Source organism: Methylobacterium sp. AC315, assembly GCF_979253755.1.
Genome location: NZ_CEEDEA010000008.1, coordinates 128119 through 150510, shown reverse-complemented (window position 1 = coordinate 150510; position 22392 = coordinate 128119). Strand labels below are relative to the sequence as shown.

The 22392-nt window shown below is 71.6% G+C and carries 23 protein-coding genes; 10 read left to right on the top strand and 13 right to left on the bottom strand.

All coding sequences use genetic code 11. The features are described from left to right. The first annotated feature begins 153 nt into the window (after window positions 1-153). Window positions 154-1404, top strand: a complete 1251-nt coding sequence (locus AC0IY0_RS15785; protein ID WP_147939302.1) for an NAD(P)/FAD-dependent oxidoreductase — start codon at window positions 154-156, stop codon at window positions 1402-1404. Between the two features lie 10 nt (window positions 1405-1414). Further along, a complete protein-coding gene (locus AC0IY0_RS15780; RefSeq protein WP_471764518.1) occupies window positions 1415-2416 on the top strand; it encodes a 4-hydroxyproline epimerase in 1002 nt (333 codons plus the stop codon). Between the two features lie 42 nt (window positions 2417-2458). Here AC0IY0_RS15780 and AC0IY0_RS15775 read toward each other — a convergent pair whose 3' ends face one another. The 6 genes from AC0IY0_RS15775 to AC0IY0_RS15750 form a co-directional block, all read right to left on the bottom strand. Beyond that, the gene (locus AC0IY0_RS15775) at window positions 2459-2959 is read right to left on the bottom strand and encodes a cytochrome P460 family protein (RefSeq protein WP_471764516.1); all 501 of its coding nucleotides are present in this window, start codon (window positions 2957-2959) and stop codon (window positions 2459-2461) included. Between the two features lie 44 nt (window positions 2960-3003). After that, window positions 3004-4101, bottom strand: a complete 1098-nt coding sequence (locus AC0IY0_RS15770) for an alpha/beta fold hydrolase (protein ID WP_471764514.1) — start codon at window positions 4099-4101, stop codon at window positions 3004-3006. Window positions 4102-4315: 214 nt separating this feature from the next. Next, on the bottom strand, window positions 4316-5377 hold the full coding sequence (locus AC0IY0_RS15765; RefSeq protein WP_471764512.1) for an SLAC1 anion channel family protein: 1062 nt from the start codon (window positions 5375-5377) through the stop codon (window positions 4316-4318). 72 nt (window positions 5378-5449) lie between these two features. Continuing rightward, entirely contained in the window at window positions 5450-7711 is a 2262-nt protein-coding gene (locus AC0IY0_RS15760) for a xanthine dehydrogenase family protein molybdopterin-binding subunit (protein WP_419830960.1), read from the bottom strand. 10 nt (window positions 7712-7721) lie between these two features. Continuing rightward, window positions 7722-8168 carry a (2Fe-2S)-binding protein gene (locus AC0IY0_RS15755; RefSeq protein ID WP_147908076.1) on the bottom strand — a complete coding sequence of 149 codons (447 nt, stop codon included), beginning with the start codon at window positions 8166-8168 and terminating at the stop codon, window positions 7722-7724. Window positions 8169-8308: 140 nt separating this feature from the next. Then, window positions 8309-9265: a GlxA family transcriptional regulator gene (locus tag AC0IY0_RS15750; protein WP_471764510.1), complete on the bottom strand. Its 957-nt coding sequence runs from the start codon at window positions 9263-9265 to the stop codon at window positions 8309-8311. A gap of 413 nt (window positions 9266-9678) precedes the next feature. On the opposite strand from AC0IY0_RS15750, the gene serA reads away from it, so the two are divergent. The 3 genes from serA (at window position 9679) to AC0IY0_RS15735 (ending at window position 12744) form a co-directional block, all read left to right on the top strand. Further along, entirely contained in the window at window positions 9679-10902 is a 1224-nt protein-coding gene (gene serA, locus AC0IY0_RS15745) for a phosphoglycerate dehydrogenase (protein WP_147939306.1), read from the top strand. A 229-nt stretch (window positions 10903-11131) separates the two neighbouring features. Further along, window positions 11132-12187, top strand: a complete 1056-nt coding sequence (locus tag AC0IY0_RS15740; protein ID WP_419830962.1) for a catalase family peroxidase — start codon at window positions 11132-11134, stop codon at window positions 12185-12187. Continuing rightward, window positions 12184-12744: a cytochrome b gene (locus AC0IY0_RS15735; RefSeq protein WP_471764508.1), complete on the top strand. Its 561-nt coding sequence runs from the start codon at window positions 12184-12186 to the stop codon at window positions 12742-12744. The genes AC0IY0_RS15740 and AC0IY0_RS15735 overlap by 4 nt, the downstream gene beginning before the upstream one ends. Before the next feature lie 27 nt (window positions 12745-12771). Here AC0IY0_RS15735 and AC0IY0_RS15730 read toward each other — a convergent pair whose 3' ends face one another. Further along, window positions 12772-13149 (bottom strand): PH domain-containing protein, encoded by a 378-nt coding sequence (locus AC0IY0_RS15730; RefSeq protein WP_147857259.1) that lies wholly within the window; start codon window positions 13147-13149, stop codon window positions 12772-12774. A gap of 134 nt (window positions 13150-13283) precedes the next feature. Between AC0IY0_RS15730 and AC0IY0_RS15725 the strand changes: the two genes are divergently transcribed. Then, complete coding sequence (locus AC0IY0_RS15725; RefSeq protein ID WP_471764506.1) at window positions 13284-13661, top strand: hypothetical protein; 378 nt, start codon at window positions 13284-13286, stop codon at window positions 13659-13661. A 110-nt stretch (window positions 13662-13771) separates the two neighbouring features. Here the strand turns inward: AC0IY0_RS15725 and AC0IY0_RS15720 are convergent, their stop codons facing one another. The 3 genes from AC0IY0_RS15720 to AC0IY0_RS15710 are packed head-to-tail and all read right to left on the bottom strand — an operon-like array spanning window position 13772 to window position 16407. Next, on the bottom strand, window positions 13772-14665 hold the full coding sequence (locus AC0IY0_RS15720) for an NAD(+)/NADH kinase (protein WP_461230051.1): 894 nt from the start codon (window positions 14663-14665) through the stop codon (window positions 13772-13774). A gap of 12 nt (window positions 14666-14677) precedes the next feature. After that, the gene (locus tag AC0IY0_RS15715; RefSeq protein ID WP_147939311.1) at window positions 14678-15664 is read right to left on the bottom strand and encodes an SPFH domain-containing protein; all 987 of its coding nucleotides are present in this window, start codon (window positions 15662-15664) and stop codon (window positions 14678-14680) included. A 17-nt stretch (window positions 15665-15681) separates the two neighbouring features. Continuing rightward, entirely contained in the window at window positions 15682-16407 is a 726-nt protein-coding gene (locus AC0IY0_RS15710) for an NUDIX hydrolase (RefSeq protein WP_147939312.1), read from the bottom strand. Window positions 16408-17221: 814 nt separating this feature from the next. On the opposite strand from AC0IY0_RS15710, the gene AC0IY0_RS15705 reads away from it, so the two are divergent. The 4 genes from AC0IY0_RS15705 to AC0IY0_RS15690 all read left to right on the top strand — a co-directional run bounded on the left by AC0IY0_RS15705 (window position 17222) and on the right by AC0IY0_RS15690 (window position 18886). Further along, window positions 17222-18082, top strand: coding sequence for an SDR family oxidoreductase (locus AC0IY0_RS15705; RefSeq protein ID WP_471764503.1), 861 nt, complete (start codon window positions 17222-17224; stop codon window positions 18080-18082). Between the two features lie 115 nt (window positions 18083-18197). Further along, window positions 18198-18377 carry a hypothetical protein gene (locus tag AC0IY0_RS15700; RefSeq protein ID WP_147908066.1) on the top strand — a complete coding sequence of 60 codons (180 nt, stop codon included), beginning with the start codon at window positions 18198-18200 and terminating at the stop codon, window positions 18375-18377. A 105-nt stretch (window positions 18378-18482) separates the two neighbouring features. Further along, complete coding sequence (locus AC0IY0_RS15695) at window positions 18483-18668, top strand: hypothetical protein (RefSeq protein WP_147908065.1); 186 nt, start codon at window positions 18483-18485, stop codon at window positions 18666-18668. Next, the gene (locus tag AC0IY0_RS15690) at window positions 18668-18886 is read left to right on the top strand and encodes a hypothetical protein (RefSeq protein WP_147908064.1); all 219 of its coding nucleotides are present in this window, start codon (window positions 18668-18670) and stop codon (window positions 18884-18886) included. Before AC0IY0_RS15695 ends, AC0IY0_RS15690 begins: the two co-directional genes overlap by 1 nt. A gap of 37 nt (window positions 18887-18923) precedes the next feature. Here AC0IY0_RS15690 and AC0IY0_RS15685 read toward each other — a convergent pair whose 3' ends face one another. Genes AC0IY0_RS15685 through AC0IY0_RS15675 form a run of 3 tightly spaced genes read right to left on the bottom strand, consistent with a single transcriptional unit; the run spans window position 18924 to window position 22390 of the window. Beyond that, entirely contained in the window at window positions 18924-20681 is a 1758-nt protein-coding gene (locus AC0IY0_RS15685) for a hypothetical protein (RefSeq protein ID WP_471764501.1), read from the bottom strand. Window positions 20682-20690: 9 nt separating this feature from the next. Next, window positions 20691-21590 carry a glycoside hydrolase 5 family protein gene (locus AC0IY0_RS15680; protein ID WP_461230055.1) on the bottom strand — a complete coding sequence of 300 codons (900 nt, stop codon included), beginning with the start codon at window positions 21588-21590 and terminating at the stop codon, window positions 20691-20693. Beyond that, on the bottom strand, window positions 21587-22390 hold the full coding sequence (locus AC0IY0_RS15675; RefSeq protein WP_471764499.1) for a TIGR04290 family methyltransferase: 804 nt from the start codon (window positions 22388-22390) through the stop codon (window positions 21587-21589). Before AC0IY0_RS15675 ends, AC0IY0_RS15680 begins: the two co-directional genes overlap by 4 nt. Window positions 22391-22392 lie beyond the last annotated feature (2 nt).

Sequence of the window (22392 nt, the reverse complement as noted above, 5' to 3'; positions counted from 1 at the left end):
GGCATCGGTTCCGGATGTCTGCGCGGGGCCCGATGCCGGGCCCGCTCATCTTCGGAGGCCTGTCGACCGGCATGAAGGACGCCATTTCTTGCTGTCCAAGGGGCGTCACGTCCGGGAGCGCGACGCGTCCGCACCGGGCGGTGGCGCGCTAGGATGGCGGCCGCGGAGCCACCGGACGTCATCGTCGTCGGAGCGGGCGTCATCGGGCTGTCCGCCGCCCTGGCCCTGCGCGCGCGCGGCCTGTCGGTCACGGTGCTCGATCGGGAGGGCCCGGCGGCCGGGGCGAGCGCGGGCAATGCCGGCGCCTTCGCGTTCTCCGACATCCTGCCGCTAGCCTCGCCCGGCATCCTCAGGAGGGCGCCGCGCTGGCTGCTCGATCCGCTCGGGCCGCTCTCGGTGCCGCCGGCCTACGCGCCCCGGATCCTGCCCTGGATGCTGCGCTTCTGGCGAGCCTGCGCGCCGGATCGCGTCCGCCGGGCGACCGCCGCCCAGACCGCGCTCATGGACCTGTCGCGGGACACGCTGGAGCCATTCCTCGAGGCCACCGGCACGCGGGGGATGCTGCGCAAGGACGGCAACCTCCAGGTCTACGAGGGAAAGCCGGAATTCGAGGCCGCCCTCCCCGGCTGGGACGTCCGCGCCGATCACGGCATCGCCTTCCAGCACCTCGACGCCGCCGCGATGGCGGCGATCCAGCCGGGCCTGGCGCCCCGCTTCACGCACGGGACGTTCACCCCCGGCTGGTACTCGATCGCCGAACCGAAAACCTACGTGCTCGCCCTGGCCGAGCGCCTGCGGGACGAAGGCGGCGCGATCGCGCGGGCCGAGGTCACGGCGCTGCGCCCCACGGCCGACGGCGTCGCCGTGGTGACATCCGCCGGCACCCGCATGGCCGGGCAGGTCGTGGTCGCGGCCGGGGCCTTCTCGCACCGCCTTGCCCGCACCTTGGGCGAGCGGATCCCGCTGGAGACGGAGCGGGGCTACAACACGACCCTGCCCGAGGGCGCCCTCGACCTGCGCACGCAGGTCACCTTCGGGGGCCACGGCTTCGTGGTGACGCGGCTCTCCTGCGGGATCCGGGTCGGCGGCGCGGTGGAACTCGGCGGCCTCGACCGGCCGCCGGATTTCCGGCGCTCGGAGGCGATGCTGCGCAAGGCCAAGACCTTCCTGCCGGGCCTCAAAACCGAGGGCGGCCAGCCCTGGATGGGCTTCCGACCGTCGCTGCCCGACTCGTTGCCCGCCATCGGTCGGGCCGCGTCCACCCGCCGGGTCGTCTACGCCTTCGGGCACGGTCATCTGGGGCTGACCCAGTCGGCGGGCACCGCGCGCCTCGTCGCCGACCTCGTCACCGGCGCGCCGCCGTCCATCGACCTCGCGCCGTTCTCGCCCCAGCGCTTCCGATAGGGCTTCGACCATGGCCAACCACACCTTCTCGTGCCTCGACGGCCATACCTGCGGCAACCCGGTCCGCCTCGTCTCGGGCGGGGGCCCGATCCTCGAAGGCGGCACCATGCTGGAGAAGCGCGCCCATTTCCTGCGCGCCTACGACTGGATCCGCACCGGGCTGATGTTCGAGCCGCGCGGCCACGACATGATGTCGGGCGCGATCCTGTATCCGCCGACGCGGCCCGATTGCGACGTCGCGGTGCTGTTCATCGAGACCAGCGGCTGCCTGCCGATGTGCGGCCACGGCACCATCGGCACGGTCACCATGGCGATCGAGAACGGCCTGGTCACGCCGCGCGCGCCGGGGCGGCTCTCGATCGACGCGCCGGCCGGCAAGGTGGACATCACCTACCGGCAGGAGGGCCGTTTCGTGGAGGAGGTGCGGCTGCGCAACGTGCCGGGCTTCCTGCACGCCGAAGGGCTGACCGCGCATCTCGATGGGGTCGGCGAGATCGTGGTGGACGTCGCCTACGGGGGCAACTTCTATGCGATCGTCGAGCCCCAAAAAAACTTCCGGGACATGGCCGATCACACCGCCGGGGACCTCATCGCCCGGTCGCCGAAGCTGCGCGCGGCGCTCAATGCCACGTACGACTTCGTCCATCCCGAGCATCCGGAGATCCGGGGCCTGTCCCACATCCTGTGGACCGGCGCGCCGCGCCACCCCGAGGCCCAGGCCCGCAACGCCGTGTTCTACGGCGACAAGGCGATTGATCGCTCGCCCTGCGGCACCGGCACCTCGGCCCGCATGGCGCAGCTCGCCGCCAAGGGACGCCTCGGGGTCGGCGACGATTTCGTGCACGAATCGATCATCGGCTCGCTGTTCCGCGGCCGGGTCGAGGCCGCGACCACGGTGGCCGGCAAGCCCGCGATCGTGCCCTCGGTGGCGGGCTGGGCGCGCCAGACCGGCATTAACACCATCTTCATCGACGACCGCGATCCGTTCGCGCACGGCTTCGTGGTGGCGTAGCTCCCAGCGGGTCCGCGTCGAAGTCGCCGTGCCCGCGGTCCCTCAGGGCGCGAGCCGGGTGAACACGTAGTCGTGGTCCCGGACGTTGGCCTGATGGCAGGCGAAGCAGGTCTCGTGCTGGGCCGCGTCCGTGGGCTTGCCGTCGATGAAGCGGCCGAACCCCCAGCCGCCGGTTTCCGGGTAGCGCTTCGAATCCTTGACCATGACCTGGATCGTGGTCGCCGCCCCGGGGACGAAGGCGGGCTCGAATTCCCGGGAGGGGGTGCGTTTCCAGGCGCGCTTTACCAGGATCGTCCCGTCCGGGAAGGGCAGCGTGCCCGCCCGGTAGGCCTGCAGCGCCGGGGCGTTGCCCACCACCGCGCGCAGCTCGTCGAGGGCGCCGGTCTCCTGCGCGACCCCGATGAGCGGCCAGTCGCGAAAACCGTCCGGAACGGTCACGCCGTAGAGCGGCGACGCGTCGGGCGCGGTCCCGGCACGGAGGGCGGCGGCGCCCAGCAGGGCGGCCGCGAGCAGGCTGGACGCAGCAACCGTGATGGCGCCCATCGCCAGCTCCTGTGCCGTCTCGCGACGATCCGGGCGCCGGGACCTCAACCCGAGGCCGCATCGATGACGGCCTGCGCGAAGGCGCCCGGCGCCTCCTGCGGCAGGTTGTGGCCGATCCCGCCGGTGATCAGCCGGTGCGCGTAGCGGCCGGTGAATTTCCCGGCATAGGTCGCAGGCTCCGGATGCGGGGCGCCGTTGGCGTCGCCCTCGAGCGTGATCGTCGGCACGGCGATCTCCGGCGCCCGGGCCAGCCGGTCCTCCAGGGCCTCGTAGCGCCGCTCGCCCTCGGCGAGCCCGAGCCGCCAGCGGTAATTGTGGACGACGATGCCGACATGGTCGGGGTTGTCGAAGGACTGGGCGCTGCGGGCGAAGGTCGCGTCGTCGAACGCCCAGCGCGGCGAGGCGCTCTGCCAGATCAGCCGGGCGAAGGCGTCGCGATACGCCTCGTAGCCGGCCCGCCCCCGGCTGGTGGCGAAGTAGAACTGGTACCACCAGGACAGCTCGGCCTTCGGCGGCAGCGGCGCCTTGCCGGCCTCCTGGCTGCCGATCAGGTAGCCGCTCACCGAGACGAGGGCGCGGCACCTGTCCGGCCAGAGCGCCGCGACGATGCAGGCCGTCCGGGCGCCCCAGTCGAAGCCGCCGAGCACGGCGCGGGGGATGCCGAGGGCGTCCATGAGGGCGATGACGTCCACCGCCAGCGCCGCCTGCTCGCCGTTGCGGACCGCGTCCGTGGCCAGGAAGCGGGTCGTCCCGTAGCCGCGCAGATGCGGAACGATCACCCGATGGCCCGCTGCGGCGAGCATCGGGACGACCTCCGCGAAGGCGTGGATGTCGTAGGGCCAGCCGTGCAGCAGGATGACCGCCGGACCGTCGGCGGGGCCGGCCTCGGCATAGCCGACATCGAGCATCCCGGCCTCGACCTGCTTCAGCGTGCCGGGCATGGGGCGAGGGACGGGGCGAGGGACGGGGCGAGGGACGGGGCGAGGGATGGAACCGTCCGCGGGGGCTCCGGTCTCGGCCCGCGCGCCGCCGATGCGGCCGAACTCCGCGAATGCCAGGGCCGCGGCCGTGGCGCCGAGGAGCCGGCGGCGGCTCCGGTCGATGGTCTCGGGGGGATGTTCAGGATGCGTGGCGGCTTGCATGGGCGGCCTCCGTTTTGACGGATCTTCGATAGCGCGAAGACTGCATCACAGGCCGGCAACGCGCTTGAAGACGGTTTTCAGAAGCGCTCGATTCTTACCGCGCGGCGCCTGTGCCCGTCCATCGTCCTGAACGGTGGCCGACGATCTTCGTAACGGCGCCGTTCCTCACGGCGTTGCGGACCCGGTCCTCGGTCGGATCCCCGCCACGATCGGATCACTGGGACAGGGTGCGCAGCTCGCCGCGGGCGAGGCCGACCAGGGTCCGGCCGAGCAGCCACAGGATCACCAGCGTCGCCAGGGCCAGGAGCGCCAGGGCGGTGCCGTCGGCGAGCGCGCCCGGCATCGCGGTCGCGACGCGCAGGGACGCCACCGCGGCGGCGGCGAGCGGGAAGCTCACCGCCCACCAGGCGACCCGGAACGGGCAGGCCTGGACGAGGCGGGCGAGCTTGGGCAGCAGCACCGCCAGCAGGAACAGCGCGACGGTGTAGAGCGCCTCCGCGAACAGGTCGATCGTCCCGGTGGTCGCCACGTAGGTCGAGAACCCGACCGCGAACGGGGCGATCAGGATCAGCAGCGCCGGCTGCAGCGCCACCGGAAGCGGCGCCTCGAACAGCAGGCGCGACAGGATCAGCGTGAACAGCGGCACCGCGAAGAACAGGCCGACCGCGAGCCCGAACATCATGACCGCGTGCATCGGCGGAAGGCCCAGCCCCGGCAGGGCGAGCGGCACGTCGAGGAGGCCCACCACCGGGACGATCCAGGCCGGCGTCGCGTGCGCCGCCTGCTGGCGCTCGCTCAGCCAGCGGGTCACGATCAGCCACGCGAACAGGGTCATGCCCACGGCGCCCAGAACCCACAGGACCTGCGCGACGAGCAGGTTCGCTCGCGCCAGCGGGATCGGCAGCAGCAGCAGGCTGATCAGCGGCGTCCCGAACAGGTTTCCGGCGATCGGATGGAGAAACTCGGCGCGCACCGCCTGCGGGGCGATGGCAGCCTTCACGGCGTAGCCCGCCGCGATCGCCACGAAGGCGGCGAGCGCGGCCAATCCCAGGGCATCCGCGATCCAGGCCGGCGCGGCATAGCGGGCCTGGGCCAGGCTCCAGGCGACGCTGAGGCCGGTCAGGCCCATCACCGCGGCGAACAGGCCGACCGGCAGCGCCGCGAGCTGCCGCCAGCCCGCCAGGGCGGCCGGCGGCGTGTCGGGGGCCTTGTGCGCGGTCAGGGCGGTCTCGGGCGGATCCGCGATCCGCACGCCCGGCGCGACCATATCCAGCATCGGCTGCCTCCAAGATGGCCCCGGCGAGCCCGGCCCCCGTCGCCGGCCTGCCGGACGCGTCCCCAAAACTCGTCAGGCCGCGGTGAGCCTGGTGTTGGCGATCGGGAGGGCGCGGATGCGCTGCCCGGTGAGGGCCGCGACCGCGTTCAGCACGGCCGGCGGCACCCCCGGAAGCCCCGGCTCGCCGACGCCGCCCATGGGCGCGCCGCTCTCGACGATGCGCACGTGGACCGCCGGCATGTGCTCCCGGCGCAGGATCGGGTAGGTGTCGTAATTCTGCGACTGGCGCACGCCGTCGCGGTAGACGATCTGCTCGAACAGCACCGACGAGAGGCCCAGGGCCGCGGCCGACTCGACCTGGGCCCGCACGATCGCCGGGTTGACCACGCTGCCGGGATCGAACGCGATCCACAGGGTGTGGACCCGCGCCTCGCCGCCCTCGACCGACACCTCGGCGATCGTGGCCGTCTCCGACCCGAACGGCGAGGCCATCGCGAGGCCGCGGGCGCGCATGCCGCCCTCGGCCGCGTAGGGCCCGCGCCGCCAGCCGCCGGACATCTCGGCCACCGCCGCGAGCAGCGCCAGGTGGCGCGGGCTGTCCTTCAGGAGCGCCTGGCGCAGCGCGAACGGGTCCTGCCCGCCCCCTTGCGCGATCTCGTCGAGGAAGCTCTCGTAGAACGCGTCGTTCATCGAGTGGCCGACGGAGCGCCAGAACGCGATGGTCACCGGGTGGGCGAGCTTGGTGAAGGTCATCCGCCGGTTCGGGATGGCGTAGGGCTTCTCGACGATCCCCTCCACGGCGGAGGAATCGATCGGGTTCTTGAACAGCGCCCCGAAATAGCGCCCGATCGGCCCCTCGCCGACGGTGCGGACCTCGATGGCGCTCGGCCGGCCCTCTGCGTCGAGGGCGGCCCGGAAGCGGCTGTAGCTGAGCGGGCGCAGGGCGTCGGAGCGGAACTCCTCCTCGCGCGACCACAGCACCTTCACCGGACGCTTGGTCGCCTGCGCGAGGCGGATCGCCTGCGGGAACGGGTTGCCGGGCCCGTAGGCGAAGTGGCGGCCGAAGAAGCCGCCGAGCATCGGCGAATGGATCCGCACCTGCGCCGGCTGCAGGCCCGCGGCCTGGGCGGAGATCGCCTGGAACAGCTCCGGCATCTGGTTGGGCAGCCAGAGGTCGAGCGTCCCATCCTCGGCAAAGCGCGCGAGCGCCGAGGGCGGCTCGAGCTGGGCATGAGCGAGATAGGGTGCCTCGTACTCCGCCTCAATGACCTTGGCCGCCTTGGCGAAGGCGTCGGCGGTGTCGCCCACCGCCTCGGCCGCGAGGCCCGGATCGGTGGAAGCCTTGAGCGCCGCCACCATCCCGTCGGACGAGAAGTCGGCCGCGACCGTGTCGAGCCCGCCGGGCTTGGGCGCCGACCAGCGCACGGTGAGCGCCTCGACCGCCTTGCGGGCCCGCCACCAGCTGTCGGCCGCGACCGCGACGGCGCCCGGCAGGCGATGCACCGAATGGACCCCCGGCATCGCCCGGATGTCCGCCTCGTTGGTGAGCGCCTCCGGCTCGGTGCCGAGATGCGGGGCGTGCTGCACGGCCGCGTACAGCATGCCGTCGAGTTTCTGGTCGATCGCGTAGACCGCCCGCCCGGTCGCCTTGTCGTGCACGTCGAGCCGCGGGACCGGCTGGCGGATATACCGGAAGGTCGCCGGGTCGCGCAGTTGTACGGCCTCGTTCGGCTTCAGCAGCAGGGCGTCGGCCGCCAGGTCACCGTAGGGCAGCGACCGGTTGGTCGCCGCGTGCAGCACGACCCCGTCGCGGGTGGTGAGTTCGGCCTCCGGGACCTTGAGCCGGGCCGCGGCGGCGCGGATCAGCATGTCGCGGGCGGTCGCGCCGAGCCGGCGCATCACCGCGTAGCTGGAGCGGGTCGAGAAGCTGCCGCCGGTCATGCGCAGCCCGTTCACCACGGCATAGTCGGGACCGGGCGGCGCGCATTCCACGACGAACCGCGCGGGCGGCACGTCGAGCTCCTCGCCGACGATCTGCGCGATGCCGGTGGCGATGCCCTGACCGCCCTCGACGAAGGGGCTGAGCAGCTTGACGGTGCCGTCCGGGTGGATCTCCAGGAAGGCGGCGACCCGGGTGCCGGGCTTGGGCGCGATCGCGCCCGCTCCCTCCGCGGGCCCCTGCGCCTGGGCGCGGGCACTGCGGCCGGGGAGCGCCACGCTGAGCACCAGCGCGCTGCCGGCGGCCGTCAGGAAGCCGCGCCGCGATGCCTCGCGCGGCATCGGTTCGACCACGGTCACGGCGTCCGCCGGGGCCGGAGCGAGAAACTGTTCCATGCCGCTCTCCTCAGGCCGAGGCCTGCCGCACGGCGGCGGCGATGGCGTTGTAGGTTCCGCAGCGGCACAGGTTGGTCATCGCGTCGGCGATGTCGGCGTCGGTGGGGCGCGGCGTCTGCTTGAGCAGGGCGGTCGCGGCCATGACCTGACCCGACTGGCAATAGCCGCATTGGGGCACCTGAAGCGCCACCCAGGCCGCCACGACCTTTTGGCCGACCGCGTCCTGCTCCACCGCCTCGATCGTGGCGACGGGCTGCGTGCCGACGCTCTCGATCGGGATCTGGCAGGAGCGCGTCGCCTGGCCGTCCAGCAGCACCGTGCAGGCGCCGCATTGGCCGATACCGCACCCGTACTTGGTGCCGGTCAGGCCCAGCGTATCACGCAGGACGAACAGTAATGGCGTGTCGGGCTCGGCATCGACTGCATGCTGGCGACCATTGATCGACAGGTTCACCATGATCGTGTCCGTCCGAATATCAGCAGGGCCTGCACCATGCTTAAGCGTGGCCCTGCCCGCGGCCTACGCCATAAAGGCCACGTTTTCGGACATCGCCCACGGCCGCAGCCCGCCGGCACCGCCCGCGGACATGGTCCGCGTCACATCACGGCGAGCGGCCCGGCAGCCTGGCGGATTCGCCGGGGGACCTCGCCGTAGACCCGGAGGAACGACCGGCGCATCCGCTCCCGGTTGGCGAACCCGACCGCCTGGGCGATGGCCTCCAGCGGCAGCCGGCTCTCCTCCAGCATCAGCTTGGCCGCATCGACCCGGATCGTCTCGACGGCCTTGGCCGGGGAGGTCCCGGTCTCGGCGCGGAACAGGCGCGTCAGCTGGCGCGGGCTCAGGCAAGCCACCGCCGCCAGGTCCTCGGCCGTCAGCGGCTTGCCCGGGTTGCGCCGGGCGTAGTCCAGGACCCTCTGGATCCGATCGGTGGGGGGATCGACATCGAGCAGGGCCGAGCGCTGCGCCTGGCCGCCGGACCGGCGCCGCTCCATCACCAGCCCCCGGGCGACCGAGGTGGCGAGGTCCCGGCCGTGGTCGCGCTCGACCATGCCGACCGCGAGGTCGATGGCCGCCGACATGCCGGCCGAGGTCCAGATGTTGTCGTCGGCGATGTAGATCTTGTCGACGTCGAGCTTGCAGGCGGGGTAGCGCGCGCGGAAATGGGGCGCGAAATGCCAGTGCGTGGTCGCGCGCCGCCCGTCGAGTATCCCTGCATCGGCCAGGGTGAAGGCCCCCAGGCACAGGCCGGCGAGCCTGCGTGTCCCCTGCGCGGCGGCGCGGATATAGGCGGCGAGCCCCGGCGCAGTCGTCGGGATGCCGACGCCGGCCGCGACCAGGATCGTGTCGAAGGCGTCCGGCTCGGCCAGCGGCTCGGTGGCGACGTCGGCGCCCAGGCCGGCCCGGAGCCGGCCGCCCAACTCGGAATGCAGGCGGACGTCGTAGAGCTTCTCGCCCGCATACCAATTCGCCATCTCGAACGGCGAGGTGACGGCCAGACCCATGAAGTCGAAATCGGGACAGAGGACGAGGCCGATGCGACGCGTCGCTGCCATGAAGAACCGTCCCGTTCCACCCCGGTATCGGCTTTTGTAGTAGCATTCCTTTCGAGAGAGGGCGAACGGTAGAAGCACATCCCGACGTGCGCGACGCGGTTTTCTCACCGGATACGGGTCAACCGCCGGGCGGACGGAGCGCATGACCGACGCAGGCGCCGCGGATCCTTCGGGCCGGCCGCGCAATCTCGACGCCCGCCGGGCTCAGCGAAGGGCGAATCGGAAGCACCGATCCCTCAAGATCGCAATGAAGCAGGACGCCAGCCGCGAACGATACATTCTTCCCATCGTATTGCACAACACCACGACGATTCTTCCGTCTTGTCCTGTTCGCCGATCGAAGACGATTGACGACGAACAGCGCCGCGCAGATCGTGATACTCTGCAACATCCCTTCCGCAGAGGTGCCGGTTTTGCCTACGGAACGCATCGTCCTGAGCGAGAACATCGCCGCCACGGCCCACGCGATCTTCGCGCAGGCGGGATTCGGCGCGGTCCAACCGCTGTCCCACGCCTTCGGCCTCGCCGAGGCGGCGCGCCTCGCGGACACCAACGTGCTCGGGATCCGCTCGCGGACCACGGTCACGGCGGAGCTGCTCGACGCGCTGCCCGACCTGACCGTCATCGGGTGCTTCAGCGTCGGGACCAATCAGGTCGATCTCGAGAGCGCCCGGGCGCGGGGCGTGCCCGTCTTCAACGCGCCGTTCTCGAACACGCGCAGCGTCGCCGAACTCACGATCGGCGAGATCGTGATGCTGCTGCGGCGCATCCTGCCGCGCTCGGCCTCCGCGCATGCGGGCGGATGGGACAAATCCGCGACGGGCGCCTTCGAGGTCCGCGGCAAGACACTGGGGATCGTCGGCTACGGCAATATCGGCTCGCAGCTGTCCAATCTCGCCGAGGCGATGGGCATGCGCGTCATCTTCCACGACCTGACCGACAAGCTGCGCCACGGCAACACCGAGCCGGTGGACAGCCTGGAGACCCTGCTCGCCCTGAGCGACGTGGTCAGCCTCCACGTTCCCGAGACCCCGGCGACGCACGGGCTCATGAACGCGGCACGGATCCGCGCCATGAAGCCCGGCGCCTACCTGATCAACAACAGCCGCGGCACGGTGGTGGACCTGGAGGCCCTGGCCGCGGCGCTGCGGGAGGGCCGTCTCGGCGGCGCGGCGATCGACGTCTTCCCGGTCGAGCCGACCTCCAACGCGGAGCGCTTCGTCTCGCCGCTCCAGGGCCTCGCGAACGTGATCCTGACCCCGCACATCGGCGGATCGACGGAAGAAGCGCAGGACCGCATCGGCGCGGAGGTCGCCCGCAAGCTGGTGGAGTATGCCCAGACCGGCTCGACGCTGGGCGCCGTCAACTTCCCGCAGGTGCAATTGCCACCGCGCCTGTCCGGCGCACGCTTCCTCCACGTGCACCGGAACGTGCCCGGCGTCCTGGGCAAGATCAATACGGTCTTCTCGGGCCGCGCGCTCAACATCGACGCGCAGTATCTGCAGACCGATGGCGATTTCGGCTACGTGGTCGTGGATGCGTCGGTGGAGCGGACGGAGGCGGATGCGGTTCTCCAGGCGCTCCGGAGCATCGACGGCACCGTGCGCGCCCGGCGCCTGGTGCCCCGGGCCGCGTGAGCGGTACCGGCGTGGAGCAGTACGGCCCGGGCAGAAACCCGTCTTTCCACGAACGCCGCCCGTATTCGTCGCCGCTCCGAAGCTTTGCTTTCCTGCATTCAAAATTTCTGGCAGCTTGTGAGTCCTCGAACGCGGGCGGAGCCGGTCTCCGCCGGCGTCCGGGATCGTTCGTCGCCGCGCCGGGGCCGTCGGCGGCCGGCGCCGCGCGACGTCCAAGGGAGACCCTCGCATGCCGCTTCCATCATCGGGGCCGCGCTCGACCCTGACCTCGCTCGCGGTCATCGCGGCCGTCTGCGTCGGCGCGACCGGGGCGCTCGCCTACACGGCGGGCTGGCTCTCGCCCGACCGCCTGACGCCCACGAAGCTCGTCGACGCGCTCGCGCCGCCGACCGGCCCGGTTCCCGGGTATCGCCGCAACCACGCCAAGGGCATCTGCTTCACCGGAACGTTCGAGGCCAACGGCCAGGGCAGCGCGCTCTCGCGGGCACGCATCTTTGAGGCCGGGCACCATCCGGCGCTGGGGCGGTTCAACCTCGGCACCCCCAATCCGGGCGCGCCGGATGCCACCGTCCGGGTGCGGGGCCTCGGGCTGCAGATCACGTCGGACGACGGCGCGGTGTGGCGCACCGCCATGATCAACGCGCCGGTCTTCCCGGTTTCCACCCCGGAGGCGTTCTACGCCCTGCTGCGGGTCCCGGCGAGCAAGGAGCCGAACGCGATGGCGGCCTTCGTCGCCGCGCATCCGGGGTTCGCCCCGTTCGGCGCCTGGGCCAAGAGCCCCGACTGGACCGCGAGCTACGCGCAGGAGCCCTACAACAGCCTCAACGCCTTCCTGGTGACCGACGCGTCCGGCGCCGAGCGGGCCGTGCGCTGGTCGTTCCGTCCCGAAGCGCAGGCGGTGCGGATCACGCCCGAGGATCTGGCCAAGCGCGGCCCCGCCTACCTGGAGCAGGAGATCGCGGACCGGGTCGCGGCCGCGCCGCAACGCTGGACCCTGGTCCTCACCGTCGCCGAGCCCGGCGACCCGACCGCCGATCCGAGCCGGGCCTGGCCGGAGGGACGGCGCAGCGTGGAGGCGGGCACCCTGGTGGTTCGGCGCATCGAACCCGAGGCGGACGGCCCCTGCCGCGACATCAACTTCGATCCGACGATCCTGCCGGACGGCATCCGGGTCTCCGACGACCCGTTCCCGGCGGCGCGCTCGGCGGCCTACGCGCGATCCTACGACCTCCGCACCGCGGAGGAGAAGGATTATCCTGGGCGCACGGCGGAGGCGCGGCGATGACGACAGACAGGACGCGCTTCACGGGCGGCCAGCGGCTGCTGCACTGGTCGATGGCGGCGTGCATCATCGCGATGTTCTTCATCGGGGTCGGCATGGTCTCGACGATCATGCCCACATACGTGCCGTTGCTGGCGACCCATAAGACGCTGGGCGTGGCGATCTTCGTCCTCGCCCTGATCCGGCTGGCGGTGCGGGCGCGAAGCGGGAGCCCGCCCCTGCCGGCCGACCTGCCGGCGCCGATGAAGCTCGCCGCGCACCTGTCCCATTACGGGCTCTACGCGCTGATGTTCGCCATGCCGCTTCTGGGCTGGGCGATGCTGTCGGCCGGGGCCTACCCGGTCGTGCTCTACGGAGACATCCGCCTGCCCGCGATTCTACCGCAGAACGCCGCGCTCCATACGCTGCTGTGGAACGCGCATTTCTACCTCGCCTTCGCGTTCTTCGCCCTGGTGCTGACCCATGTGGCGGCGGCGCTGTTCCACGCGCTGGTCCGCCGGGACGGCGTGTTCGAGGCGATGGCCCCGGTCGGGTCGCGGAGCGGCGCGGCGCCCCGGTGAGCCGGCGTCCGGCGCTCGGGCACGGCTCTAGCGCAGCACGCCCTCGGCCAGGGCGCGCTGGATGCCGCGCACGTCGGCGCCCTTCTTCAGGGTGCGCTCGATCGGCTGCGGCGTGCCCGAGACCCAGATCTTGAGCTCGGCATCGAGATCGAAGGTGCCGGCCGTCTCCACCGAGAAGCGGACCACCGCCCGGTAGGGAATCGAGGTGAATTCGACCTTGCTGCCGGTGACGCCCTGCACGTCGATCAGGATGATCCGGCGTTCCGTGAACACGAACACGTCCCGGATGATCTTGAACGCCAGGCGCGCCGTCTCGCCGTCGATCAGGATGCCCGCGAGCCGCCGCTCGAGGGAGGCGGCGTCGACTTCGGCGCCGTGGCCCAGCAATCCGTCCAGCAGACCCATGGCTCGAATGCTCGCTTCGCCTGTTCCGGGGCCGACACCATGCCGGCCGGGTCCCGCGCCGGCAACAGGGCGGCGGTCCGAACCGGTCATCCGACGCGTTGGCGTTTCGAAGGGCGGGCGCTAAAGCCCACGCCATGTTCGATGACGCAGCCGCTCGACGCTATCTCGCGGGACTGGCCCCGGTCGCTGAAGGGTCGGTGCGCTGGCTCATCCACGACCAGGCCCGGCACTGGGTCTCGGTGGTGGACACCGCGTTGGCGTCGCTGCGGCAGGATTGCGCGCATGTCCTGAGCACGCTGCCGGAGGAGGATCCGAACGACTCCCTGGTCGAGGCGATCCGCGCGTTCCTCGCCGAAGGGCCTGACCGCACCCCGCACGTCATCGCCCTCTCGTGCGCCGTCTTGATGCAGAGCATGGGCGATCCCGACGCGGTCTTCGCGCGGATCCAGTCCGGCGTCATGGCGACCCTCGTCGACGCCGAGGACGTGGTGGTCAGGCCCGTCGCCGCATGACGCGACGGCGGCGCGCGCCGACGCGTTGCCCCGCCCGGTTGCCGGCGTCTCGACGAGGGCCGCGTGCACTGGGCCGGTGACGCCGCCCGCCCCGAACGCGGCCCGCGGTCTCAATCGACGACGAGGTTGAGGGTCCGGGCGGCGGGGGCGATGTCCACGCGCCGCCCCCAGTCGAAGGCGAGGAAATCCTGCTCGATCCCGTCGGCGAACACGACGCCGCCCTCGTTCATCCGGGAGGTCACGGCCAGGGCCGCGTCGGCGAGCTTGCCCGCGCGCAGGCCCGTCGCGGTGGCGACGCTCGGAAACGGCTCGCGCACCCAGTAGCCGACCGCCGCCTCCTCGACGCCGACAGCGAGGGCGATGTGGGTCGCGTCGCTGATCGACCGGGCCCAGCCGGTCAGGCCGGTCCCGGACGCCACGATCAGGCCGCTCGACGACTGGTCCTCCGCCCGGCCGCGATCCTCGATCCGGTAGCGCGCGGATTGGTGGCTGCGGTGGCCGACGAAGATCTCGTTCAACGCCAGCAGCCGCTCGCCGCCGTCGAGCACCGCCTGCACCATGGTGCGGCGCTCGATCCGCGCGGCTCCGGCGACGCTGGCCGGCAGCAGCGCCCCCAGCCGCTCCACCGGGGCGCGCGCCAGGATGCCGTCGTAGAGGTCGGGCGCCGGATTGACGCCGACCACCGGCTGCCCGTCGAGATACTTCGCGACGTTGGCCACGAGCCCGTCCTGGCCCACCGCGACCACGACGTCCTCGGGGGCGAACAGGAAGCGATCGAGGTCGGGGCGGCGCACCAGCGCCTGGCGCCACTCCGTCGGCACGCAAGCGCGGGCCTGCGCGAGGACCGCGTGGGCGCGCGCGTGGCGCTCCTCGATCTCCGCGATCGACTGCCCGCGGCTCTCCAGGAAGAACCGGACCTGGCCGCGGGTCGCGTGCCGGATCAGCAGCAGTTCGTAATCGGTGTCGCGGATCACGAAGACCACCCGGGGCGTGACCCCTGCCATGGCCCGCCCCCCTCAGCGCGTCGCGGCCGGCAGCGGCACGGCCCGGCGGAATTCGCCCAGGGCCGCCGCGAGCAGGTCGGGCGTAACGTTGAGGTGCTCGATCGTGTCGAGCTTGCCGGCGAATTCCCGTGCGGCGAGCCCGAGCAGCACGGCCGGCGGCATGTCGCGGTAGATAGCGGCGCGCTGCTGCTCGGCCTCGGCGCGGGCGCCCTCGACGAGCCGGATCCGCTCGGCCTCGGCCGCCGCCTCGAGCCCCTGGGCCTCAGCGAGGCCGGCCGCCCGGTCGCGGGCGTTCTGCGTCTCCTGCACGATCAGGAGCGTCTCGCGCCGGGCCAGCTCGGTCTTGGTCGCGAGTTCGTTCTCCGCGATGGCCCGCTCCTTCTCGACCGCGAGGGCGCGACGGGCGAAGGTCGCCTCGTCGGCCTTCTGCTGCAGCGCCTCGTAGGTCGGCGTCTGCAGGGCGCGTTCCAGCTCGCTGGTGGGTGCGAGGTTGGTGAGCCGCACCGACACCGCCGCGACCCCGATCTCGGCGAGCGCCGGGGCCGATGCCAGGACCGCCTCGAGGATCACCCGCAGCGGCTCGGGGCCTGCATCGAGCAGGGCACCGATCGGCGCGGCGCCGAGATATTGCAGGACCGCCTGGCCGGCGATGCCGCTGAGGCGCGCCTCGATCTGCTCGATCGGCTCGCCCTGCAGGCGGCCGGTGGCGAGGTTGATCGAGAAATCGACCCGGCGTGCCAGCAGTTCGGGATCGACCACGTGCCAGCCGACCGTCCCCTGCACCGCGACCGTCTGGAAGTCCCGGCTGCGGCCGCGCACGAACAGCGTCATCTCGCGGTCGTCCACCGGCACCTCGCTGATGCTGGCGGTCTCGGGCCTGAACCAGAAGACCAGTCCCCGGCCGCTCTGCCGGACGCGGCCGCTGCTGTAGCGGATGACGTGGCGGCTCGCCTCGCTCCTCAGCTGGGCGATCAGGCCGATGTTGCGGATCGTAGCCATGATGTCCTCCTTGCGGGTCAACGGGACGGTCGGAACCGGTAGAGTTCGGCGGGGCGGAACGCCGTGCCGGCCTCGCGCGCGCCGGTCGGCTCCAGCCAGCCGCGGTCGAGCATGCGGCGGCGGAAGGCGGGCTTGTTGAGCGACGTACCGAGGATCGCCGCGTGCACGTCCTGCAGCTGCCGGAGCGTGAAGTGCTCCGGCAGCAGCGCGAAGGCGACGTCCGAATAGTCGAGCTTGCCGCGCAGCCGCAGCACGGCCAGCGCCAGGATGTCGGCATGGTCGAAGGCCAGCGCGAGCGGGTCCCCGTCCTCCGGCAGGGCCGAGACGGGGCCGCCGGCCTCGCCCTCCCAGGGCACCGCGACGCTCGCGGCCGTCAGGCCTCGTTTACCCGCGAGCGCTTCCGCGAAGGTCCGCTCCGGCAGCAGCGCCAAGTAGGCCACGGAGACGATGCGCATGCGCGGATCGCGGTCCAGGGCGCCGAAGGTGTAGAGCTGTTCGAGGCGCGCTTGCGGGATCCCGGCCTTCTCCCGCAGGACCCGCCAGGCCGCCGCGTCCAGGGTCTCGGCGATGCCGACGAAGCCGCCCGGCAGCGCCCAGCGCCCGGCATGGGGATGCTGCGTGCGCTCCGTCAGGAGCGCCGTCAGGCGCCCCTGACGCAGGCCGAGCAGGACGAGATCGACGGCGAGCGCCGGCCGCTCGTAGGCGGCGGGGTCGTATCCGGCGAGGAACTCGGGTTCGGTCATGGCGCCAACTATGCTCAACTTGAGCATAACTAAGACGCAGATTGCGCATAAGTCAAGGAGCCACCGGGTTCAGGCGCGGAGCGAGCGCCCCGATCCGCCGGGGCGCGACCGGCCGGGGAGAATGGGCGCCGAAGACGGGCGACGCGTCGCGGGCCGCCGGAAGCCGTGCGCGAGAACCCGATGTGCGAGCCGGCCTCACGGGTTCGATCCGCCCCGCGGCATGGCCTGCGGGCGGCGGGAACCGGTTTGCCGGGTCACGGCCAAGGCACGACGCGCAGGTGAGGAGGCGCCTATGAAGCAGCGCCGATCGTTTGAACACTTAACATGCGTCAATAGAAAATCATCGAAACAAATATTTCCCTCGAAGATTATCGCTTCAAGAACCGGCATCATCGTCGCGTTATGCAGCTGAACCGTCTTACCAAGAACGTCCGCTGGGCCTGTCATGTCGGACGAGACGGGCGCTCTGTTTCCTTTCCAGCGCGCCGCTGCTGCGCGGGCTCGTCCGGGACGAGACGAAGACTGTGCTCCGCGTGCGGAGAGCGGGACGGCTCGTCCGCGTCGCTCGGGCGGCCAACGGTCGGCGGCGGGCCGATCCGGCGCGCGGATCACGCTTCGTGCCGGACGACCGAGAGGACGGCGACGTTGTGCGCGACGGCGACCTGGAAAACCTAAGTCCACCTCGGGCCGCCGCACGGCTCGACAACGGGACCGCCTCGCATCCGGCCGCCGTGCCCGGATGGCTGCGCCGTCTTCGCGACACCGGATGCGTCCGCGCCCCGACCCACCCGCGTCAGAGAATGGAGATCCGCGGATGACGAATTTCCCAAAACCCCCCTTCGAGCGGCAACGCCCGCTGACGCCCCCGGCCCGCGACGCCGACATGGATCCCCGGCCCGATTATGGCGAGGCGCATTACCGGGGGTCGGGACGTCTCACCGGGCGCAAGACCGTGATCACCGGCGCCGACAGCGGCATCGGCCGCGCGGTGGCCCTCGCCTTTGCCCGCGAGGGCGCCGATGTGCTGGTCAGCTACTACGACGAGCACGATGACGCGCAGGAGACCTGCCGCCTCGTCGAGGAGGCCGGTCGCAAGGCCGTGGCGGTGCCGGGCGACGTCAAGGACGCCGCGCATTGTCGCGCGATCATCGATCGGGCGGTGGCCGAGTTCGGGCAGGTGGACGTGCTCGTCAACAACGCGGCGCACCAGAAGACCTTCGCGTCGCCGGAAGACATCTCCGATACGGAATGGGAGATCACCTTCGCCACGAACATCCACGCGATGTTCTACCTGGTGAAGGCGGCGCTGCCGCACATGAAGGCGGGCGCCGCGATCATCAACACAACCTCGGTCAACGCCGATACGCCGAGCCCGCAATTGCTCGCCTACGCGACCACCAAGGGCGCCATCCAGAACTTCACCGGCGGCCTCGCGCAGATGTTGGCCGAGCAGGAGATCCGGGTGAACTGCGTCGCGCCCGGGCCCGTCTGGACGCCTCTGATCCCCTCCACGATGCCGCCCGAGAAGGTGCGGACCTTCGGCTCGCAGGTGCCGATGCAGCGCCCCGGCCAGCCGTGCGAGCTCGCCCCCGTCTACGTCCTGCTGGCGAGCGCGGAATCGAGTTACGTCTCGGGCGCGACCATCGCCGTGACGGGCGGCAAGCCGATCCTCTGATCCCGATGGCTGCCGACCGCAGGCGGAGCCTGCGCGCGAGGGAGATGCCGGAGGCGCGCGGGCATCCCTGTCGAGCGTCCGCGCTCGCGCCGGATACGCATTCCAGGAGGCTGGCATGACCCGCGAAACCCGTGAGCCGGTGTCCGGGAAACCGGATTCCACGGGGCCCAACGCGCGACCGCGCAAGAGCACGATCGCCCAGACCGGCGAAGGTATTCCCGACGACAGCGGCCGTCCGGTTCAAGTCGACGAGGCGGAGGCGAAGCGTATCGCGCAGAACATCCGCAAGCTTTAGCGTAAGACGAAAGATCTTCCATGCGCCATCGCCGATCACGGGAACAGGTGCGCCGTGACAGCGATTGCCATCGATGTATCGGTCTCGTGACGAGAGGAGCCCAGCATGACGGCGAAGCCACCGCCCGTTCCACCGGCCAACCAGTCCGACAAGGGGCCCGGAAGCGCACCCGAGACGCCGGTGGCCACCGGTCCGAAGGGATCCGGCCAGACCAAGAATCCCGATTCGGTGGGTCAGTCCGGCAATTCGAAGATCAACACCACGAACCAGGGCTATCAGCAGGACCGCTAATGAGCAGCTCGCAGAAGACGCCCGCGGCCGACCGCCACCACGGCGGCCCCGGCAGCAGCCATCAGGATGCCTCGAAGCCGCAGCCGGAGGCGCATCGCGGCCCCGCCCCGGGCAGCCCGACCAGCGATTCCCGGTCGCACGTCTCCGGGGGCGGCGGGGAGCGTGACAGCCATCATACCCACACCGCCGCCGGCAAGGCCGCGAGCCGCTCGCACTGAGCGGGATCGCGGGTGGCCCTTTTGTCGGCCACCCGCGTCAGCCCCCGAGCACGTGCCGCAGCTGCTGCGTGTAGCGCGCGCACGATCGTCGATGACGACCGGCTTCGAGCGGATCGTGCGCGCCCTCCCCCGCCATGTCCGCGGCGCCGAGTTGGAAGGCGAGGTAACAGGGCGTCAGGACGGCAAGGAGTTCGGGGTCGACCGGGTACCCGCCCACGCGTTCCACGATCGTGGCGAGGTGCCCTTGCGCGTCCTCCGGAAGCGGGAGTTCGACGGCCGCTCCGACGATGTCCCAGGCGATGTCCTGGCACCCCACGAGATCGTGGGCGGCATGGTGGTCGAGGGCGTCGCATTTCAGCAGGCCGCCATCGCGTCGGACCAGGAATTCCCAGGGTTGCATCCGGCCATCGATCTCGACCGGACGCGCGCGGTCGGCGAGCAAGGCCATGCGGGATCCGGCCATGCGGGGTCCGACCCAGGCGTCGAGCCGTTCGGCCCAGTCCGGCCCGAGGGCCTCGCCGACGTTGTGTCGCGCCATCGCGACGAGTTCGCTCAGGCGTGCGCCGCGTTCCGGCCCGCTCGGGAAATGTCGGGCCCGGAAGCCGAGGTAGCGACCGACCCAGTCGATGAGCGCGCCTGGCGCCACGGGGCCGAGATCGAGGGGCCGGCCATCCGCGACCCAGCGCTCGACGAGGAAGCCGTGGCGATACCCTGCGACCGGCGGCGTGAACCCGGCCGCGTGCAGGGCGCGGGCGCGGTCGAGCTTCGCGCGGCCGGCGGGGCCGAGACCGGCGAACTTGAGGTGCCAGAGCGTGCCGCCCGCCCGGAGCAGGAATTTCCGCTTCTCCTGTTGCGCATTGACGGGCGGCCACGCATCCGCGCCGCGGCCCTGGAACGCGCGCCAGCGCCCGCCCGAGATCTCGATCGGGGGCGCCTGCACGGGGCCGACCAGATCGGCCACCCAGGACGCGAGCCCGCCATTGGCCAGCACCACATCCCCGAACGGAACGGTGTGGCGCGTCGCGCGCCGCCAGCGTGCCTGGTCCCGTTCGGTCGCTTGCGGTCCCGGCGTCCCCGTGTGGCTCGGGAACAGGGTGAGCCGATCCTCGGCGATCCCGAGATGCGCGAGGGTGTCCATGACCGCGCCGAACGAACTTCCGGACAGGCCCGGTCCCTCGTCGACGATCGCGAATCCCGCCGGGTCGCCCGCGGTCAAGGCTGCCGCGAAGGCACCGTCCAGGGCCAACGCACGCCGGAACGGGTGGCCGACGGGGCGTACCGTCCGCAGGTCGGACGATCCGAGGCCGGCCGCCACCATGGCGCCGAGGGGGACCCCGATGCTGCGGATGCCGACGACGCGGGTGGTCGCGGCCAGGGCGGCCCGCGCCGCGGCCATCGCGTAGCTCTCCGGATAGAGCGCGTAGAAGGCGAAGCCTTCGGCCCAGCGCGTGATGATGCGCGCGGGCAGCCGCGTCGCGGCCAGGGCGGACAGGTCCGGGGTGCCGGGCGGCGTTCCGAACCCCGTCCGCCACGAGTCCCAGACCGATCGGGCAAGGTCCAACAGCAGCGCGGTCGTGGCGTCCCGGGCGGGGCAGGCCAGGTCCCGGCCGTGATCGTGGAACGTCGCGTCGGCGATCCCCTGCGCGAGTTCCCCTGCCTCGATCAGGGCGGCGACCCGGGCGCCGTGCCGGCGGATGCCGGGCGGCTCCTCCGCCACGGCGCGCAGCAGGGTCGCCAGCGTGGCGAGCCGGTCGCGGGGATCGCCGGTCCGGCTCGCCTTACCGTAGACCAGCACGGCTGCCGCTCATCCGGCGCCCGCCGGTGCGTAGCGGCGCACCATGTCGGCGCAGAACGCGGCGAACTCCGCGGGCTCCTGCGGCGCGCTGGTGTGATGGGGTGCGATGCCGCGATGCTCCGGGGTGAAGCAGAAGGTCACGGTGACGTCGAAATCGCGCAGCGCGTCCATCTGCCGGTCGAACCAGTCGAGGGCGTTCGGCCGGAAGCTGTCGGCCCAGGACAGGCCCGTGCGCAGATAGGTCACGCCGAGGCGCTTCATCCAGGCCACCGCATCGTCCAGGCGGTGATCCTCGAAGTGGAACCACTGGCAGAGCCCGAGGGCCGGGGTGTGCTTGGCGAAAGCCGCGAGCGCGAGCTTCGGCGTGCCGTCCTGGCGCAGCAGGCCCATGTGGAAGTGCCGGTAGTAGGACGAGCCCTCCGCCTCCCGGTGGCGGGTGGTCGCCTCCCACTCGCGGGGCAGATCGTAGAGGCTGTACCAGTGGATGCGCGGCGCGCGCCCGATCAGCAGTTCGGCGGTGCGGGCGAGCCCCCAGGCCTGCACCTCCTCGGCTCCGAAGGTCGAGACGCCGACTTCCGAGACCCAGATCGGCAGCGGCGTGACGGCGCGGATCTCCGCGATCTTCTGCGGCCATTCGTGGATCTGCCAGAGGTTCCAGTCGAGCGGGAAGCCGTGCACCGCGACCGCGTCCACCGCATCGAGGACGCCCTGGCTCTCCATGCGGCGGATGAAGAGCGGGTCGATCGGCGAGATGCCGCCGAGGACCCGCGGCACGCTCGGATTGACGGCGTGGATCGCCTCGCCGGCCGCCTTCGCCATGGCGCCGAAGCGCAACCAGTCGGGATCGATCTCGGGGTCCCAGTGCGATTTGTTGTTCGGCTCGTTCCAGAGCATCACCGCTTCGATCACAGGTGGGAATCCTCGGCTGTCGGGAAATCGGGCCGCGGGCCGGGTGCCGGCGCCGGGTGGACGGCACCGGCGCCCGGCGGAAGGGGCGCGCAGCGGCAGACGTAGACCTCCTCCTCCGGGTGGGCGGCGATCGCGAAGCCGCTCGCGCGCAGCATCGCCTCGGTGCAGGCCCGGTTGGGGACCCACCAGTTGGTCCAGTCGTTCGCGTAGCGATGCTCGATGAAGTGCAGCTTCGGGTAGCCGGGCTCGGCGAAATGGCCGACATCCCAGAAATCGTAATTCTCGGCGACCGGAGCGATGTCCGGCGCCCCGCGCTGCATGGACTGGAACACGAGCAGGTCGCGGGCCGCGTGCGTGCGGATCAGGTCCAGGGCCAGGAGCGGGTGGCGCAGGTGGTAGAGCACGCCCATGAACAGCACGACGTCGAAGCGTTCGCCGAGCGCCCCGACATCGTAGACCGAGAGGTTGCGGAACTCGATGTCCTGGCCGGTCCGCGCGGCGGCGAAGCGGGCCTGTTCCAGGTAGCGCGCGTCGGAATCCAGACCGAGCACCCGCGCGGCGCCGCGGCGCTTCATCTCGATGGCGTAGAAGCCGCCGTTGCAGCCGATGTCCAGCACGCTCTTGCCGGTGAGATCGGCCGGGATCGCGTCGGCGAAGCGCCGCCATTTCACCCGCGGGTAATCCCCCAGGAAATGGTTCGGCGCGGTCGGCACGCCGTCGAGCTCGATGTTGTGGAACCAGTCCCCCAGCGCGTCGATCTCGCGGCGCAGGGTGGCGTTCTCCTCGGCCAGGCTCATCATCA